Below are 15,893 nucleotides of genomic sequence, written 5' to 3'. Positions count from 1 at the left end.
GCCAGAGGGCATCCCGCGCGGCGGGATGCCCTCTGGTGATGAGGTTTTCGTCAGTGCCAGATGGCCCAGACGGTCGTGTCGCAAGGCACGCGACCGTCGTCGAGCGCACCGGAGGCGACGACGACCTCAGCGCCCACGGGCAGCTCCACTGGCGAGTCGCCGAAGTTGGTGACGACGAGCACGCGGTCGCGGCCGTCACCCCCGTTGGCGAGCGCGAGGACGTCGGCGGCATACCCCTCGACGAAGGTCAGCGACCCCGTGCCGAGACCGAGCATGCGGCGCTGGTGCAGGAGGGAGCGGTAGAGCTCGAGGGTCGAGCCCGCCACGCCCTGCTGGCGGTCGACCGCATAGTCGGCGTAGACCGCCGGCTGCGGGAGCCACGAGGCGTCGGACGGGCCGAAGCCGAGGCTCGGCGCGTCGCCGACCCACGGGATCGGCACGCGGCAACCGTCACGTCCCGTCTCCTTGCCCTCCGTGCGGGCGAAGGTCGGGTCCTGGCGGAACTCGGCCGGCATGTCGGTCGAGTCGGGCAGGCCGAGCTCCTCGCCCTGGTAGATGTAGGCGCCGCCGGGCAGCGAGAGCATGAGCGCCGTTGCGGCGCGGGCCCGCTGGAGACCCAGGGCCCGGTCGGGCTGGGGGTCGGTGGCGGAGATGCCGTTCATCCGGTGGGTGCCGACGGGGAAGCCGAGGCGCGAGGCGTGCCGCACGACATCGTGGTTGGACAGCACCCAGGTCGAGGGGGCGCCGACGGAGTCGGCCGCCTCGAGAGACGAGCGGATGATCGAGTGCAGCGCCTCGGACTCCCACGGGGCACCGAGGAAGTCGAAGTTGAAGGCCTGGTGCATCTCGTCGGACCGCACGTAGCGCACGGCGCGCTCCTGCGGCTCGACCCACGCCTCGGCGCAGAGGATGCGGTCGGGCGCGCCGTACGAGTCGAGGATCGCGCGCCACGAGCGGTAGATCTCGTGCACGCCGTCCTGGTCCCAGTAGGGCGTGTGGACCCGGTGGTGGTCGTCCGCGAAGTCGGTGTTGCCGAGCATCACGGTGCGCTCCTCGCGCGTGTCTGGCAGGCCCTGCTCCTTGATGAGGCCGTGGGCGACGTCGACCCGGAAGCCGTCGACGCCGCGGTCCAGCCAGAAGCGCAGGATGGACTCGAACTCGGCGCGCACCTCGGGGTGCTCCCAGTTGAAGTCGGGCTGCTTGGGGTCGAAGAGGTGGAGGTACCACTGGCCCGGCTCGCCGTCCGCCTCGGTGACGCGCGTCCACGCCGCACCGCCGAAGACCGACTCCCAGTTGTTTGGAGGCAGCTCACCGCGCTCGCCGCGACCCTCGCGGAACATGTAGCGCTCTCGCTCGGCCGAACGAGGACCGGCCGCGAGCGCCGCCTGGAACCAGACGTGCTCGTCGGAGGAGTGGTTGGGCACCATGTCGACGATGACCTTGAGCCCGAGCTCGTGGGCCCGCTCGATCATCGCGTCGGCGTCGGCGAGAGTGCCGAAGATCGGGTCGACGGTGCGGTAGTCCGCGACGTCGTAGCCCGCGTCCGCCTGCGGCGAGGTGTAGAAGGGTGAGAGCCAGAGCGCGTCGACACCGAGGTCGCGCAGGTGGTGCAGGCGCGAGGTGATGCCCGGGAGGTCACCGACGCCGTCGCCGTTGCTGTCGGCCCACGACCGCGGGTAGATCTGGTAGATCACCGCGTGCCGCCACCAGGCCGCGTCGGGCCGGTCAGCGTGGTGCACCGGGGTCGTGGCCTCGCGGATCGCGTCGGCGTTCACGTCGTCGGGCCGGTCATGGGTCAGGGTGGAGGTTGCTGCTCGGGTCACGACGCACCATCGTTCCGCATCGTCGGCAAGATTCAAAACAGGTTTTGCAAGAAGTTTCAGGCAACCGGGCTTCGCGTGCGGCAACTGCTGTCGGTGGGCATTGGTAGAACGGTCGCATGAGAGCCGGCTTCGTCGTCCCGTACGCCACCGAGCGCGAGTTCGCCGACCTCGCGCGCCTCGGCGAGGAGCGGGGGTGGGACGCGGTCTTCGGCTGGGAGGCGCTCTACGGCGTCGATGCCTGGGTGCAGCTCGGGGCCGCCGCGATGGTGACCGAGCGCATCCGGCTCGGCACGCTGCTCACGCCCGCCTCGCGCCACCGGCCCTGGGACCTCGCCTCGCGCGTGGGATCGGTCGACCGCATCAGCGGGGGGCGCGCCGTCATGACGGTGGGCCTGGGTGCGATCCACCCGGGCTGGACCGCCTACGAGCCCGATGAGGGGCGTGGGGTGCGTGCGAAGAAGCTCGACGAGGGCCTCGCGATCTGGGCGGGCCTGCTCGAGGATGCCGCCACCTTCTCCTTCTCCGGAGAGCACTACAGCGCGGCGGCCAACGACTTCATGCTGCCCCCGCCCACCCCACAGCGCCCGCACCCACCGGTCTGGGTCGTGGGCGCGCCCACCCGGGGCGGCGGTCGGCAGCGCTCCCTCGAGCGAGCGGCCCGGTGGCAGGGCGTCGTCCCGGCGATCCACCCACCCGAGGAGGGCGCCCCCAAGCGGCTCGCGGACTTCGCCACCGTCGTCGAGGGCGTGCGTCGCATCCGGGCGGAGCTGGGACTGCCCTGGGAGGGCTACGACGTCGTCATCGAGTCCGATTCGTGGGGGTCGTTCACCTCGCTCGAGCCCGCGGAGCCGGCCGCCTGGGAGCAGGCCGGCGCCACGTGGTGGGTCGAGAGCTGGTGGGACCTGCCGCAGGGCCCCGAGGGCCTGGCCGAGGTGCGCCGCAGGGTGGACGCAGGTCCGCCGACCTTCCGCTGAGCGTCTCCCCAGGCTCGCCGTTGCCGCTTGCCGTATGCCGTCCCCCCGCCGTCATCGGGCGGCGACCGGCCCCGCTCCGACCGTTCCCCCCGCTCCACCAAGGACGACTCGCCGCGTTAGCGTCAGGGCATGACGACCTTTGTCACGGCGGCCTTCTGCCTGATGCGCGACGGACGGCTGCTGACCGTCCGCAAGGCCGGATCGACGCGATTCATGCTGCCCGGCGGCAAGATCGACCCCGGCGAGAGCCCTCGTGATGCAGCCGTGCGCGAGGTGATGGAGGAGGTCGGGGTCGACGTCTCGGGCGTGGGTGAGGCGCTCGGGCGCTTCCACGACGTCGCGGCCAACGAGCCCGACGCGTGGGTAGACGCGACCGTCTTCGTCACGCACCTGCGCGACGATGACGCGCCCGCCCCGCTCGCGGAGATCGCCGAGCAACGGTGGCTCGGCCTCGACGACGACCTGCCGGACGACCTCGCGCCGCTCCTGCGTAACCACGTCGTCCCCTCGCTGAGGGCACGTCTCGCGACAGGTTGAGGGGCGTCATCCACGGAGTGACGCCCCTCAGCAACCGCCCTCGCCGGGGTGAGCAGCGTCAGCGCGGTCCACCCATGCCGATGACGCCGGCCTTCGCGGCCTTCTTCACGGCGTCGGCCTCGGCCTGGGTGAGCGTGCCGTCCGTCACCGCCTTGGCGAGCTTGTCGTCGAACGCCTTCTGGCGCGCGGCATCGGCGGTGGCCCGCAGGTCGGCGAAGGCCGCCTTGACCTTCGCAGCGTCGATGCCCAGCTTGCTCGCGAGCTTCGTCGCGAGCTCGTCCTGCATCGTCGCCGGGTCCGGCTTGGCCGTGCCCTGACCCTGGGTGCGAGCTGCTCGGAGCTCGTCACGCACGGCCTTGAGGGCGTCCTTGAGCTTCGTCTCGTCGACGCCGAGCTTCGTCGCGAGAGCGGACAGGTCGGCACCCATGCCCTTGCCCAGCCCCTTGCCGAGCCCCATGACCATGCCCATACCACCGTGGCGGCCCCCCGGGCCGTAGCCGAGACCGTTCCCCTGACCGTTGCCCTGTCCGTTGCCCTGTCCGGGGTTGGCGTTGCCAGGGTTCGAGGTCGCCGAGGGGCTGGGCGTCGGGGTGGCGTCGTCGGCACGGGCCATCTGGGAGGCGCCGAGCCCGATCGCGGCCACGGCCGCGCCGGCGGCGGCGAGGCCCGCGGCCTTCTTGCTGATGGAGGCCATCTGAGTCCCTTCGTCGAGACGCCGGACTGTGCGCCCGACGCCGCTGGTGTCCTCACCAGACAACACCCGGGCGCTGGGCAAAGTGCTTCCAACCACCTGTGACTTGCTGTGAGTTGGAGCGAACCGTGCCCGGCTGCTCAGAAGGCTTCGGCAGGCCCGCCGCTGTTGACGAGGGAGTATGCGGCCCGCGTGAGGTAGTCGCGCAGCCGGTCGTCCTGCTCGGGGTCGAGCTCCAGCGAGTCGACGGCGTTCATCATGTGCAGGAGCCAGCGGTCACGCATGTCGGGCGTCACGGCATACGGCATGTGGCGCATCCGCAGTCGCGGGTGGCCACGCTGCTCGGAGTAGGTGGTCGGTCCGCCCCAGTACTGCTCGAGGAACATCCGCAGCCGCTCCTCGGCGGGCGCGAGGTCCTCCTCGGGATAGAGGGCCCGCAGCGGCTCGTCCTGCGCGACGCCGCGGTAGAACTCGCGGACGAGCTTGGCGAAGGTCTCGTGGCCGCCGAAGTCGTCGTAGTAGGTCACGTCGACCAGTCTCCCAGAGCCGCCCCGGCCCTCACGGGGCGGTGCCCTGCGGGGCTGCCCCACCGTAGGGCGGCATGACGGGCTGGGGGCTGCGCACGCCGGCCGCGTCGAAGGCGCGCTTGATCCGCTCGCGCATCTCGCGCTGCACGCCGAACTGCTCGTTGGCGACCGTCTTGGCGACGATACGGATCGTGATGGCGCCCGCGGAGATCGACTCGACGCCGACGACGTTGGGCTGCTCGAGGAGGATGCCCTTCCAGGCCTCGTCCTCGTCCATGACCTCGACGACGTCGCGGATGACCGCGGTCGCCTTCTCGACGTCCTCGTCGTAGGCGATGGCGACGTCGACGAGCGCCGTCGACCAGCCTTGCGTGCGGTTGCCGACGCGGACGATCTCGCCGTTGCGGACGTACCACGTCATGCCGTTCGCGTCGCGTAGCTGGGTGACGCGCAGCGAGACGTTCTCGACGGTGCCGATGACCTCACCGGTGTCGATGACGTCTCCCACGCCGTACTGGTCCTCGATGATCATGAAGATGCCCGACAGGAAGTCCTTGACGAGGCTCTGCGCGCCGAAGGCCAGCGCCACGCCGCCGACACTCGCCGAGGCGAGCATCGGGCCGAGCGGGATGCCGACGAGAGAGAGCACCGTGAGGGCGGTGATGCCACCGACGACGAACGTCGAGATGCTCTTGAGCAGCGCCCCCATGGTCTGGGTCCGCTGGACGTGGCGCGTCTGGGCCACCCCGACGGCCTGCAGGGCAAGGCCCGCGCCGGGGATCGCCGCGAGGCGTTCGGCTCGTCTGGACGTGGCCGTGGCCACGACGCGGTCGATGACCCGGTGCAGCAGGAGGCGCGCCAGGAACCCGACGACGAGCGTGACGATGATGAGCAGTGGCGTGCCGACGAGCCAGGCGGTGAACTCGTCCCAGGTGACGGTGCTGAGACTCGTCACGGTCGCGGACACGGTCTGCACGGGGTCCTCCCCCCAGGGTGTCGGTGCCGGCGTGGGCGGTGGCGTGGTCGCCGCCGGGGCGGCGAGGACGGACAGGGTGGTCGCGAGGTGGAGGATCACAGCGTCTCAGTCGGGAGGGGATCGGTGGATCGGCGTGTGACGACGGTATGCCGTGTGGCCGAGCCGCGCGTAGCGGCCCGGCCACCGGACATGCCGGTCAGCCCCGGCGGTCGCGGGCCTGGGCGAGCAGGGCGCGGGCGACGGTGTCGCGGTTCTCGGCCACCGTGCGCACGAGACCTGCTGCAGCGTCGGCGTGCTCGGCCAGCCAGGTGTCGGAAGCCTGCTTGAGCTGCTCGCTCGCGAGCGCGAAGGGGTAGAAGCCGCCGACGACGCGCTCACCCATCGCGACGCTGCGTGCGTCCCACGCGTCGACGAGCATGGCGTGGTACTTCGCGATGTAGGGCTCGAGCAGCGACAGGTCGGTGCTGCGGCGGAACCCGGCGCTCACGGCCTCGACCATCTGGTTGGGCAGGACGTTCTGCTCCACGGCCTTCGCCCAGGCGTCGGCCTTGGCCTCCGCGGTGGGGCGGGCGGCAAGGGCCTCGGCATGGCGCTCCCGGCCGGTCGAGGTCGGGTCGCGGTCGAGCTCGGCCTGGAGCTCGGCCTCGTCCGCGACGCCGAGCGCCGCGAGGGCCTTGACCAACGTCCAGCGCAGCTCGGTGTCGACGGAGAGACCCTCGAAGGCCGACTCGCCGGAGATCAGCGCACGCAGCCGCGTCTCGTCGGCGACGTCGCGGGTCGTGTTGGCCCACGCCTCGACGAGCTGGAACTGGGCGTCGCTGCCGGGCTGCGCCGTCTCGGCGAGTGCCTTGAGCGACGAGCTGAGCAGGGCGGACGTCTCGTCGCGGTGCTCGGGCGCCGTGTAGAGCCGGGTGGCCGTCGAGAGCTGGTTGATGAGCACGCGCAGCAGCGTCGAGTCGCTCTCGCCCGGCAAGGTCTCGAGCACGAAGCGCACGAAGTCGCGGGCCGGCATCTCCGCATCGCGGGTCATGTCCCACGTCGCGCCGAGCACGAGCGACCGCGGCAGCGAGTCCGTGAAGCCGCGCGGCAGTGAGAGGGCGGTCGCGAGGGAACGCTCATCGAGGCGGATCTTCGCGTAGGCGAGGTCGTCGTCGTTGACGAGCAGCAGGTCGGGCTGGGTCTGGCCGACGAGCGCCTCGATCTCGGTGCGGGCCCCGTCGATGTCGACCTCGTCGTAGCCGACCCGCTCGAGCACGGTGCCCGCGTCGCCCGACCCACCCGGCCGGACGGCATACCGCCCGATGCCGAGGCGGTGCGGACGCAGCGTCGGGTGCGAGTCTGCGGCGGTCTGCTCGATCGCGAAGGTCGCGTAGCGCCCGTCGGCGTCGACCTCGAAGACGGGGCGCAGGGTGTTGACTCCGGCAGTCTCGAGCCACAGCTTGCTCCACTCGGTGAGCTCGCGGCCGGAGGCCTTCTCGAGCTCGCCGAGCAGGTCGGCGAGCGTCGTGTTGCCCCACTTGTGCGTGGCGAAGTACTGGCGCAGCGCGGCGACGAACGGCTCACGGCCGACGTAGGCGACGAGCTGCTTGAGCACCGAGGCGCCCTTGGCGTAGGTGATGCCGTCGAAGTTGACCTCGACGTCCTCGAGATGGCGCATGTCGGCCGCGATCGGGTGGGTCGAGGACAGCTGGTCCTGGTCGTAGGCCCAGGCCTTCTCCGACGTGCCGAAGGTCGTCCAGGCGCTCGTCCACTCGGTGGCCTCGGCCTGGCACGTCGTCGAGGCCCACTCGGCGAACGACTCGTTGAGCCAGAGGTCGTCCCACCACTTCATCGTCACGAGGTTGCCGAACCACATGTGCGCCAGCTCGTGCAGGATCGTCAGCGCGCGTCGCTCGACCTTCGCCTCGGAGACCTTGCTCCGGAACACGTAGACCTCGGTGAAGGTGACGGCCCCGGCGTTCTCCATCGCGCCCATGTTGTACTCGGGCGTGAAGATCTGGTCGTACTTCTCGAAGGGGTAGGGCTGGTCGAACTCCTTCTCGAAGAACGCGAAACCCCTCTTCGTGCAGTCGAAGATGTTGTCGGCGTCGAGGTACTCGGTGAGCGACCTGCGGCAGAAGATCCCGAGCGGCACGACGCCCTCGCGGGTCTCCACCTCGTCACGGACCTCGTCGTAGGGGCCGGCGATGAGAGCCGTGATGTAGGAGGAGATCCGCTTCGTCGGCGCGAAGGACCACGTGGCTCGCTCGACCCCGTCAGCCACGCCGGCCGCCTCGGGCGTCGGCGTGGGGGAGTTGGACACGACCTTCCAGTGCGCGGGAGCCGTCACCGTGAAGGTGAAGCTCGCCTTGAGGTCGGGCTGCTCGAAGACGGCATACATCCGGCGCGAGTCCGGCACCTCGAACTGCGTGTAGAGGTAGACCTCGTTGTCGACCGGGTCGACGAAGCGGTGCAGCCCCTCACCGGTGTTGGTGTAGCTACCGGTGGCATCGACGACGAGCTCGTTGTCGGCGGCGAGGCCCGGCAGGGCGATGCGTGAGTCCGCGAAGACCTCGGCAGGGTCGAGAGCGGTGCCGTTGAGGGTCACGCTCTCGACCGAGGCCGCGATGAGGTCGATGAAGGTGTCGGCGCCGGGCTCGGAGCAGCTGAAGCGCACCGTCGTGACGGTGCGGAAGTGCTCGGGACCCGTCGTGAGGTCGAGCCTGACGGCATAGCTCTCGACGGTGAGGATGCTCGCGCGAGCGGCAGCCTCGTCGCGGGTCAGGTTCTTGCCGGGCACGTGGGTGACCTCCTGGGCAGGTTGCGTGGGCACGACGGCGCGTCGGTCCGACGGCGACGTCGGCGGCCATCCTCGCACGACCGGGGGAGGGGCCCACCACCGCTTTGTCTCCCGGGCGGCGGTGCCATGATGGGCCCCATGGCCGATGCGAACCAGACCAGCTCGCCCGTCGACGAGACGGCAGCCGCCCCCGCCTCCACCGGGTCGGGCAAGGAGACCGTCGAGATGTGGTTCGACCCGATGTGCCCGTGGGCGTGGATGACCTCGCGCTGGCTCATGGAGGTCGAGCAGCACCGTGACATCGAGGTGACGTGGTCCGTCATGAGCCTCGCCGTCCTCAACGAGCACGCCGAGAGCCTGCCGCCCGCCTACCAGGCGATGATGCAGCGCGCGTGGGGCCCTGTGCGAGTCGTCATGGGCGCCGCGGAGCAGCACGGCGACGCCGTCATCAAGCCGCTTTACGACGCGATGGGTACGCGCTTCCACCCCGGGGGCGAGCAGGACGTCGCCGTCGTCATCCGCGAGGCGCTCGAGGACGTCGGGCTGCCGGCCGAGCTCGCCGAGTTGGCGACGACCGACGCGAACGACGAGGCGCTGCGCGCCAGCCACCAGCGCGCGATCGACCTCGTCGGCACCGACGTCGGCACGCCCGTCATCGCCGTCAACGGCGTCGCCTTCTTCGGGCCCGTCGTCACCCCTGCTCCCAAGGGCGAGGCCGCGGCCAAGCTCTGGGACGGCTGCGTGCTCGTCGCCGCCACCCCCGGCTTCTTCGAGCTGAAGCGCACCCGCTCGCGCGGCCCGATCTTCGACTGAGCCGACCGGCGGGAGCGCCCCTTCCCGGCGACCCGCTCGACCTCTCCGAACCCCCTCCTCGACGCACCCACCCAAGGACGGACATGCGCATCCACATCGGCGGCGACCACGCGGCATACGAGCTCCAGCGCGCCCTCGTCGCCCACCTCACCGACGGCGGGCACGACGTCGTCGACCACGGTCCGGCGGACTACGACGCGCAGGACGACTACCCCGTCTACGTGCTGCGAGCGGCGGAGGCCGTGGCGGCCGACGAGGGGTCGCTCGGAGTCGTCCTTGGTGGCTCGGGCAACGGTGAGCAGATCGCCGCCAACAAGGTGCGAGGCATCCGCGCCGCCCTCGCATGGTCGGCTGAGCTCGCCTCTCTCGCAAGGGAACACAACAACGCGCAGGTGGTCTCGATCGGTGCGCGCTTCACCGCCACCGACGTCGCCAAGGAGATCGTCGACACGTTCGTCTCGACCGAATTCACCGATGAGGCGCGGCACAGCCGTCGGCTGGGTATGGTGACCGCGTACGAGAGCACGGGTGACCTTCCGGCGCTTCCGGAGTCGGGTGTCAGCTGAACCCGACGGCCCCGGGTCCGGTCCCCCTCAGCGCGCGAGAGGGGGGCACGTGGCCATCAACGAGAGCATCGTCTCTCGGCGCGCCCGCTACCCCGCAGGACCGGTTCGACGGCTCCGGTCGTTCGGCCAGTGGCTCGTGCGTGCACCGTGGCTGATCGTCACGTCCTTCCTGCTGCTCGGCGTGGTCGTGAGCCTCGCGATCGCCGTCTGGCCGCAGCAGGTGCCGTGGGGGGTCTACACCTTCCTCGTCGTCGCCTCAGGCCTCTTCCTCGAGCCGCGTCTGCTCATCGTCGTCTTCGTCGGGCTCTTCCTCGCGATGGCGACGCTGGGGGTCGTCCTCGGGACCGCGAAGTCGGCGACGCTCGGTGCCCAGCTCGTCACCGTCGCCACGATGGTGCTCATGCTGTGGCTCTCGCACGCTCGCGCCGAGGCCGGCGTCGTGGGGGTCGGCGGTGAGTCGATGCTCGTCGACATGCGCGACCGGCTCCGGGCCCAGGGCGAGCTGCCGACGCTTCCTCCACCGTGGGGCGCCGAGGTGGCCCTCGAGTCCGCCTACGGCGACGGCTTCGCCGGCGACTTCGTCGTCGCCAACCGGTCGACCGACGGGCGCATGCTCGAGGTGGCGCTCGTCGACGTCTCGGGCAAGGGGCGCGAGGCCGGTGCCCGGTCGCTCCTGCTCTCCGGCGCGCTGGGCGGGCTCCTCGGCGAGATGAGCGAAGGGGGCTTCCTCCCGTCGGCCAACAACCACCTGCTGCGCCTGCGCTGGTCCGAGGGCTTCGCCACGGCAGTTCACGTCGCCCTCGACCTCGAGACGGGCGAGTTCACCATCGGGTATGCCGGCCACCCGGCTGCCGCTCAGTACGCCGCCGGCTCCGGGCGGTGGCGGATGCTCGCCGGTGGTCGCGGGCCGCTCCTCGGCGTCATCGAAGGGGCGCAGTTCCCGCGCGAGTCCGGTGTCATCCGCCGCGGCGACGCCCTCGTGCTCTACAGCGACGGCGTGATCGAGGCCCGCGACAAGGCCCTCACCGACGGCATCGACCGCATGCTCGGCCGGGCGGAGTCCTTCATCCGCACCGGGTTCGAAGGGCTGGCCCAACGGTTGTGCGACCAGGCTGCCGCAGGGCTCGGCGACGACCGCGCCGTCGTCACCATCTGGCGCGGCTGAGCCCCTCGGGGCTTCTCGGCGCCTCTCAGGGCCTCTCGGGGCCTCTCGGGCTGCCGCCACGTACCGGCGCCCCATCCGGGGGTCGTCGTGCGGGCGACGGCCTCGTGCCGGGCCGTCACTACGATGCCTGCGTGAGCGAGCACCCCGCCGAGCCGACGACCGACGATGCCGGATCCATCCGATCGACCGAGCCCGGGGTGCCCGACCTGCCGCCGGGGGTCTCGCCGGCGAGGGTCCGCAGCTTCGTCCGTCGCGGTCGCCGCTCGACCCTCACGCGCGACCGGATGGAGCGGCTCGCTCCCTCACGGGCACTACCCCCCGGACCGTTCGACGCGCGGGCGACCTTCGGACGGGTCGCCCCCGTCGTGCTCGAGATCGGCTGCGGCCACGGGCACGCCGCCATCGCGTATGCCGCTGCCTTCCCCGAGCACGACCTCGTCGCCATGGACGTCCACACCCCCGGGCTCGCGCGGATGCTCGCCAGCGCGGACGAGGCCGGGGTGCCCAACCTGCGCATCGAGGAGGGCGACGCGGTGCTCTTCCTCCAGCAGCGCGTGGCCGATGGCACGTTCGATGCGATCCACCTCTTCTTCCCCGACCCCTGGCGCAAGAAGAAGCACACGAAGCGTCGCTTCGTCAGCCCCACCAACCTCGACCTGCTCGCGCGCGTGCTGCGCCCCGGCGGACACGTGCTCATCGCGACCGACCAGGACTTCTACGCCCGGCACGTGCTCGACGAGGTCGCCGGCCACCCGCGCTTCGCGGCCCGTCGCGTGGAGCGGCCCTCGTGGCGGCCCTCCGCCGGCTTCGAGGCCAAGGGCATCGCGGCCGGACGCGAGATCACCGAGCTGCGCCTCGACCTCGTCTGAGCGCGGCCAAGAGGGAACCGCCGTCGCGCCTCGTCGCTCGTGCCTTCACAAAGTCGGGGCAACAGGATTTGAACCTGCGACCTTCCGCTCCCAAAGCGGACGCGCTACCAAACTGCGCCATGCCCCGTCGTGCCACGCTGCTCCTGCTCGCGACACGAACGCGCCCGCGGCCGACTCGATTTCGGCTCCCGGGACGCGAACCAGTAGGCTAGCGCCTCGGATCGCCGGGTCACGTCGGCGGCCTGCGGGCGTAGCTCAATGGTAGAGCCTCAGTCTTCCAAACTGATCACGCGAGTTCGATTCTCGTCGCCCGCTCCACAGCAGCAAATGCGTTGGCCACCAATGGTGTCGGCTCCTACGGTGGAGTCCATGTTCCGACCTGACCTGCAGGACGCGCTGCGCGACAAGGACGCCGTGATGCGGTCCTTCTTCGCCCCGGACGGCAGCCTCACGAGCATCCCCACCAAGATCCGCAAGCGCCTCGTCGTGCTCGACCGGCTGTCGCAGGAGTTCGAGCCGGGGGAGAAGTACGCCGAGACCGAGGTCAACAACCGACTCCGGGCGTTCCACGCGGACGTCGCAGCCCTGCGCCGCTACCTCGTCGAGGAGGGTTTCCTCGACCGCGCCGACGGGCAGTACTGGCGTAGTGGTGGCACCGTCGGCTGACCGCGACCTCTTTGCGCCCCCGCGCCACACGGCATACCGCGGGCACTCCGCTCGAGGAGCGGGGCGCTCAGCGGAAGAGGGTCTCAGCGGAAGCCGAGCGCCTCGCTGAGGTAGCTCTCGGCACCGTCGGCCTCGAGGCCCTCCTCCACCGCGGCAGCGGTCCGCGGTGAGGGCCACGCGTGGATCCAGAAGAGCGCGAGGCCCCCGGGCAACGCGATGAGCAGCGTCAGCCAGCTGTGCGGCGTGAAGGCGAACGACACGGCGAAGGCCACGAGCACCGGCGCCTCCGCGAGGGCCGTGCGCAGGATCGTCGTCGAGGTGAAGAAGCGCAGGCTCGTCGCCTCCGCGTTCTCGCGGGGGAGTCCGTGGGGCAGGGCCGGCACGGAGTAGCCGATGCGACGGATGAGCAGCGCGGACCCGACCAGTGCCACGAGCACGATCGCGATGGCGAGCGCCGAGGGCATCGGAGCGGCCGGCTCGACGATGATCCGCACCGCCGACAGCATGAGCGCGCCCATCCCGACCATCGCGCTGACCATCTGCACCGGCCGGAGCGCGGCCTGCGTCGGGGAGCCGAACGGGCTGGGCGACGGGACCGGCGACTCGCTCATGGCCTCGAGCCTAGGTGATCGCGGCCCGTCGCCGATCCGCGCATTTAGCCATCCGCGTGCGGGCCGATAGCATGGTGCGCTGGCCGTCCGTTCACCGTCGACGACACGTCGGCACCACCCCAATGGAGTACCCGCAGTGAAGAGTGCGCTCGAGACCCTCAGCCCGACCCGGGTCAAGATGACCGTCGAGGTCCCGTTCGAGGAGCTCAAGCCGAGCCTCGACGCCGCCATCAAGCACATCGGCGAGCACATCCAGGTGCCCGGCTTCCGGCAGGGCAAGGTCCCAGCCCGCATCATCGAGCAGCGCGTCGGTCGCGCCGCCGTGCTCGAGGAGGCCGTCAACAACGCCCTGCCGACGTTCTACGGCCAGGCCATCGAGCAGAACTCGGTGCGTCCGCTCGGCCAGCCCGAGATCACCGACCTCACGGTCCCCGTCGCCGACGGTGACGACCTCACCTTCACCGCCGAGGTCGACACGCGCCCCGAGATCGACCTGCCCGACTTCTCCGACCTCGAGATCACCGTCGACGAGGCCAAGGTCGAGGACGAGGCCGTGCAGAAGCGCCTCGACGACCTGCGGGCTCGCTTCGGCACGCTCAAGGGCGTCGACCGCGCCGTCCAGGACGGCGACTTCGTCTCGATCGACCTCGCCGCCGAGATCGAGGGCGAGAACATCGACGAGGTGACCGGCGTCTCCTACGAGGTCGGTTCCAAGAACATGCTCGACGGTCTCGACGAGGCCCTCATCGGAATGTCCGCCGACGAGACCAAGACCTTCACCGCCCCGCTCGCCGGCGGCGACCGCGAGGGCCAGGAGGCCGTGTGCACCGTGACCGTCACCGCGGTCAAGGAGCGCGAGCTTCCCGAGCTCGACGACGAGTTCGCCCAGCTGGCTTCGGAGTTCGACACGCTCGAGGAGCTCAAGGCAGACCTCACGACGAAGGCCGAGATCGACGCGAAGTTCGCCCAGGGTGTCGCCGCGCGCGACCAGCTGCTCGAGGTCATCCTCGACAAGGTCGAGGTGCCGATCCCCGAGAGCATCGTCTCCGCCGAGGTGCACAGCCACCTCGAGGGCGAGGGGCGTCTCGAGGACGACGAGCACCGCGCCGAGGTCGACGAGAGCACCCGCAAGGGCCTCAAGACCCAGCTGCTGCTCGACGCCCTCGCCGAGAAGGAGCAGGTGCAGGTCCAGCAGGAGGAGCTCATCGAGTTCCTCGTCATGAGCTCGCAGCAGTACGGCATGGACCCCAACCAGTTCGCGCAGTCGCTCGATCAGGAGGGCCAGATCCCCGCCATGGTCGCCGAGGTCGCCCGCCGCAAGGCGCTGGCGTCGGTCCTCGAGAAGGTTGCCGTCAAGGACACCGCGGGCAACGTCATCGACCTCAACGAGGCCGTCCCCGGCACCGAGGGTGACGAGGACATCGAGGTCGTCTCGGCGGAGTCCGTCGAGGTCACCGAGGTGGTCGAGGTCGACGACGCCGCCGACACCGAGGCTGCCGCCAAGGCCTGACCCCTCAGACGAGGTATGCCGTGAGGCCGGCTCCCGCTCGGGGGCCGGCCTCCGGCGTACCCGGGTAGTCACCAGCGCGCCCGGGGTACGTCCATGGAAGCCGCCGCTCGGTGGCCGCTGGCCTGAGACGGATCGAGAAGGAGCCCCGCAGATGAGCAACGACGAGACCGGCGCGAACGTGGCGGACACCGACATCAACAGCGCCGACGTTGACGGCACGAACCCGCCCGAGCGCGACAGCACCGCGGCCGAAGGCTCGGGCGACGACGCCGCGCGCGGCAACCTGGATGGCAGCAACGCCGTCGACGAGCCTCGCGACCGCGCCCTCGACGAGGCGGGCGGCAACGGCTCCTTCGACTCGAGCGACTCCGGCGACTCGCGCGACACCGGCGCGGCCCACCCCGACGGCAGCGCCTCGGACGCCGGCGGCTCCGGCCAGGACAACGGGCTCGCGCAGTAGCTCGCGGCGTCGTCGGGACGGCTCGACAGCACCACCACGGGGCGCCGCTGCCCCTCGGACCCCGCCGGACGGCATACCCCGGCGGGGTCTGGCGTGCCACCGGCTCAGTGTTGCGCGCCCACCGCTCAGGTTTGTGCGCTCAGGGCGAACACGGCGCGGTTCGGGAAATCTGCTCCCCACCTCTCGCGTTAGGGTCAGTGACGAGCCAGCCGGCGACCGCTCACCCTCGGGTGGGCCCGTGCGACTGGACCACTTCGAACGATGGAGACATGGTGATTTCGGAGACCTCCGCCAACGGCAACGGCATGCCGGGTGGTCTGGACGACCACATCTACAACCGCCTGCTCAAGGAGCGGATCATCTTCCTCGGCTCCGACGTGCGCGACGACAACGCGAACGCGATCGCGGCGCAGCTGCTGCTGCTCTCGGCCGAGGACCCCGAGAAGGACATCTGGCTCTACATCAACAGCCCGGGCGGCTCGATCTCCGCCGGCATGGCCATCTTCGACACGATGAACTGGATCCCCAACGACGTCGCCACCGTCGCCATGGGCATGGCCGCCTCGATGGGTCAGTTCCTCCTCTCGGCCGGCACGAAGGGCAAGCGCTACGCGACGCCCCACGCGCGCGTCATGATGCACCAGCCCTCGGGCGGCATCGGCGGCACCGCCACCGACATCAAGATCCAGGCCGAGCAGATGCTCTACGTCAAGAAGCAGATGGCCGAGCTCATCGCCCAGCACACCGGGCAGACCGTCGAGCAGATCGAGAAGGACTCCGACCGCGACCGCTGGTTCAGCGCGGAGGAGGCCAAGGAGTACGGCTTCGTCGACCACGTCTTCAGCCGCTCCGACCAGGCGGTCGAGGGCAAGGGCGTCGGCCAGGCCGACGCCAAGGCCGAGAACTGACCCCGCGGGCCTGAAGAG

At 70.7% G+C, this 15,893-nt stretch carries 16 protein-coding genes and 2 tRNA genes; 11 read left to right on the top strand and 7 right to left on the bottom strand.

Annotation, left to right across the window (positions count from 1 at the left end; translation table 11 throughout):
* Positions 1-50: 50 nt before the first annotated feature.
* Positions 51-1,823, bottom strand: coding sequence for a glycoside hydrolase family 13 protein (locus FBY41_RS19585; protein WP_141846122.1), 1,773 nt, complete (start codon positions 1,821-1,823; stop codon positions 51-53).
* Positions 1,824-1,939: 116 nt separating this feature from the next.
* Here FBY41_RS19585 and FBY41_RS19580 point away from each other — a divergent pair, with 116 nt between their 5' ends.
* Entirely contained in the window at positions 1,940-2,797 is an 858-nt protein-coding gene (locus tag FBY41_RS19580) for an LLM class flavin-dependent oxidoreductase (RefSeq protein ID WP_141846120.1), read from the top strand.
* Between the two features lie 129 nt (positions 2,798-2,926).
* The gene (locus tag FBY41_RS19575; protein WP_141846118.1) at positions 2,927-3,334 is read left to right on the top strand and encodes an NUDIX hydrolase; all 408 of its coding nucleotides are present in this window, start codon (positions 2,927-2,929) and stop codon (positions 3,332-3,334) included.
* A gap of 58 nt (positions 3,335-3,392) precedes the next feature.
* On the opposite strand, the gene FBY41_RS19570 is transcribed toward FBY41_RS19575, so the two are convergent.
* The 4 genes from FBY41_RS19570 to pepN form a co-directional block, all read right to left on the bottom strand.
* Positions 3,393-4,028: a hypothetical protein gene (locus tag FBY41_RS19570; RefSeq protein WP_141846116.1), complete on the bottom strand. Its 636-nt coding sequence runs from the start codon at positions 4,026-4,028 to the stop codon at positions 3,393-3,395.
* 137 nt (positions 4,029-4,165) lie between these two features.
* Complete coding sequence (locus tag FBY41_RS19565; protein WP_141846114.1) at positions 4,166-4,552, bottom strand: globin; 387 nt, start codon at positions 4,550-4,552, stop codon at positions 4,166-4,168.
* Positions 4,553-4,583: 31 nt separating this feature from the next.
* Entirely contained in the window at positions 4,584-5,528 is a 945-nt protein-coding gene (locus tag FBY41_RS19560) for a mechanosensitive ion channel family protein (RefSeq protein WP_311769424.1), read from the bottom strand.
* Between the two features lie 196 nt (positions 5,529-5,724).
* Positions 5,725-8,307: an aminopeptidase N gene (gene pepN, locus FBY41_RS19555; RefSeq protein WP_141846380.1), complete on the bottom strand. Its 2,583-nt coding sequence runs from the start codon at positions 8,305-8,307 to the stop codon at positions 5,725-5,727.
* A gap of 138 nt (positions 8,308-8,445) precedes the next feature.
* Between pepN and FBY41_RS19550 the strand changes: the two genes are divergently transcribed.
* From FBY41_RS19550 to trmB, 4 genes are all read left to right on the top strand, one after another.
* Positions 8,446-9,120, top strand: a complete 675-nt coding sequence (locus tag FBY41_RS19550) for a mycothiol-dependent nitroreductase Rv2466c family protein (RefSeq protein ID WP_141846112.1) — start codon at positions 8,446-8,448, stop codon at positions 9,118-9,120.
* Between the two features lie 83 nt (positions 9,121-9,203).
* The gene (locus tag FBY41_RS19545) at positions 9,204-9,686 is read left to right on the top strand and encodes a ribose-5-phosphate isomerase (RefSeq protein ID WP_141846110.1); all 483 of its coding nucleotides are present in this window, start codon (positions 9,204-9,206) and stop codon (positions 9,684-9,686) included.
* Positions 9,687-9,735: 49 nt separating this feature from the next.
* Positions 9,736-10,851 (top strand): PP2C family protein-serine/threonine phosphatase, encoded by a 1,116-nt coding sequence (locus FBY41_RS19540; RefSeq protein WP_141846108.1) that lies wholly within the window; start codon positions 9,736-9,738, stop codon positions 10,849-10,851.
* Positions 10,852-10,982: 131 nt separating this feature from the next.
* A complete protein-coding gene (gene trmB, locus FBY41_RS19535) occupies positions 10,983-11,720 on the top strand; it encodes a tRNA (guanosine(46)-N7)-methyltransferase TrmB (RefSeq protein ID WP_141846106.1) in 738 nt (245 codons plus the stop codon).
* A 53-nt stretch (positions 11,721-11,773) separates the two neighbouring features.
* Here trmB and FBY41_RS19530 read toward each other — a convergent pair.
* Positions 11,774-11,847 (bottom strand) — tRNA-Pro (locus tag FBY41_RS19530).
* A 117-nt stretch (positions 11,848-11,964) separates the two neighbouring features.
* Here FBY41_RS19530 and FBY41_RS19525 point away from each other — a divergent pair.
* Positions 11,965-12,038, top strand: a tRNA-Gly gene (locus FBY41_RS19525).
* Between the two features lie 51 nt (positions 12,039-12,089).
* Positions 12,090-12,386 (top strand): DUF2087 domain-containing protein, encoded by a 297-nt coding sequence (locus tag FBY41_RS19520; RefSeq protein ID WP_141846104.1) that lies wholly within the window; start codon positions 12,090-12,092, stop codon positions 12,384-12,386.
* 83 nt (positions 12,387-12,469) lie between these two features.
* On the opposite strand, the gene FBY41_RS19515 is transcribed toward FBY41_RS19520, so the two are convergent.
* Positions 12,470-12,997 carry a hypothetical protein gene (locus FBY41_RS19515; RefSeq protein WP_141846102.1) on the bottom strand — a complete coding sequence of 176 codons (528 nt, stop codon included), beginning with the start codon at positions 12,995-12,997 and terminating at the stop codon, positions 12,470-12,472.
* A 136-nt stretch (positions 12,998-13,133) separates the two neighbouring features.
* Here FBY41_RS19515 and tig point away from each other — a divergent pair, with 136 nt between their 5' ends.
* The 3 genes from tig (at position 13,134) to FBY41_RS19500 (ending at position 15,875) form a co-directional block, all read left to right on the top strand.
* Positions 13,134-14,507 (top strand): trigger factor, encoded by a 1,374-nt coding sequence (gene tig, locus FBY41_RS19510; protein WP_141846100.1) that lies wholly within the window; start codon positions 13,134-13,136, stop codon positions 14,505-14,507.
* A gap of 151 nt (positions 14,508-14,658) precedes the next feature.
* Complete coding sequence (locus tag FBY41_RS19505; RefSeq protein ID WP_141846098.1) at positions 14,659-14,967, top strand: hypothetical protein; 309 nt, start codon at positions 14,659-14,661, stop codon at positions 14,965-14,967.
* A 269-nt stretch (positions 14,968-15,236) separates the two neighbouring features.
* Entirely contained in the window at positions 15,237-15,875 is a 639-nt protein-coding gene (locus FBY41_RS19500) for an ATP-dependent Clp protease proteolytic subunit (RefSeq protein ID WP_141846097.1), read from the top strand.
* Positions 15,876-15,893 lie beyond the last annotated feature (18 nt).

Origin of the sequence: Humibacillus xanthopallidus (assembly GCF_006716675.1) — a bacterium.
GTDB classification, from domain to species: domain Bacteria; phylum Actinomycetota; class Actinomycetes; order Actinomycetales; family Dermatophilaceae; genus Humibacillus; species Humibacillus xanthopallidus_B.
This window is presented reverse-complemented; position numbering and strand designations above follow the sequence as displayed.

Bases quoted from the DNA above. Each gene is read 5' to 3' on its own strand.
- FBY41_RS19580 (WP_141846120.1), top strand. From the start codon at position 1,940: ATGAGAGCCGGCTTCGTCGTCCCGTACGCCACCGAGCGCGAGTTCGCC.
- FBY41_RS19575 (WP_141846118.1), top strand. From the start codon at position 2,927: ATGACGACCTTTGTCACGGCGGCCTTCTGCCTGATGCGCGACGGACGG.
- FBY41_RS19570 (WP_141846116.1), bottom strand. From the start codon at position 4,028: ATGGCCTCCATCAGCAAGAAGGCCGCGGGCCTCGCCGCCGCCGGCGCG.
- FBY41_RS19550 (WP_141846112.1), top strand. From the start codon at position 8,446: ATGGCCGATGCGAACCAGACCAGCTCGCCCGTCGACGAGACGGCAGCC.
- FBY41_RS19545 (WP_141846110.1), top strand. From the start codon at position 9,204: ATGCGCATCCACATCGGCGGCGACCACGCGGCATACGAGCTCCAGCGC.
- FBY41_RS19520 (WP_141846104.1), top strand. From the start codon at position 12,090: ATGTTCCGACCTGACCTGCAGGACGCGCTGCGCGACAAGGACGCCGTG.
- FBY41_RS19515 (WP_141846102.1), bottom strand. From the start codon at position 12,997: ATGAGCGAGTCGCCGGTCCCGTCGCCCAGCCCGTTCGGCTCCCCGACG.
- FBY41_RS19505 (WP_141846098.1), top strand. From the start codon at position 14,659: ATGAGCAACGACGAGACCGGCGCGAACGTGGCGGACACCGACATCAAC.
- FBY41_RS19500 (WP_141846097.1), top strand. From the start codon at position 15,237: ATGGTGATTTCGGAGACCTCCGCCAACGGCAACGGCATGCCGGGTGGT.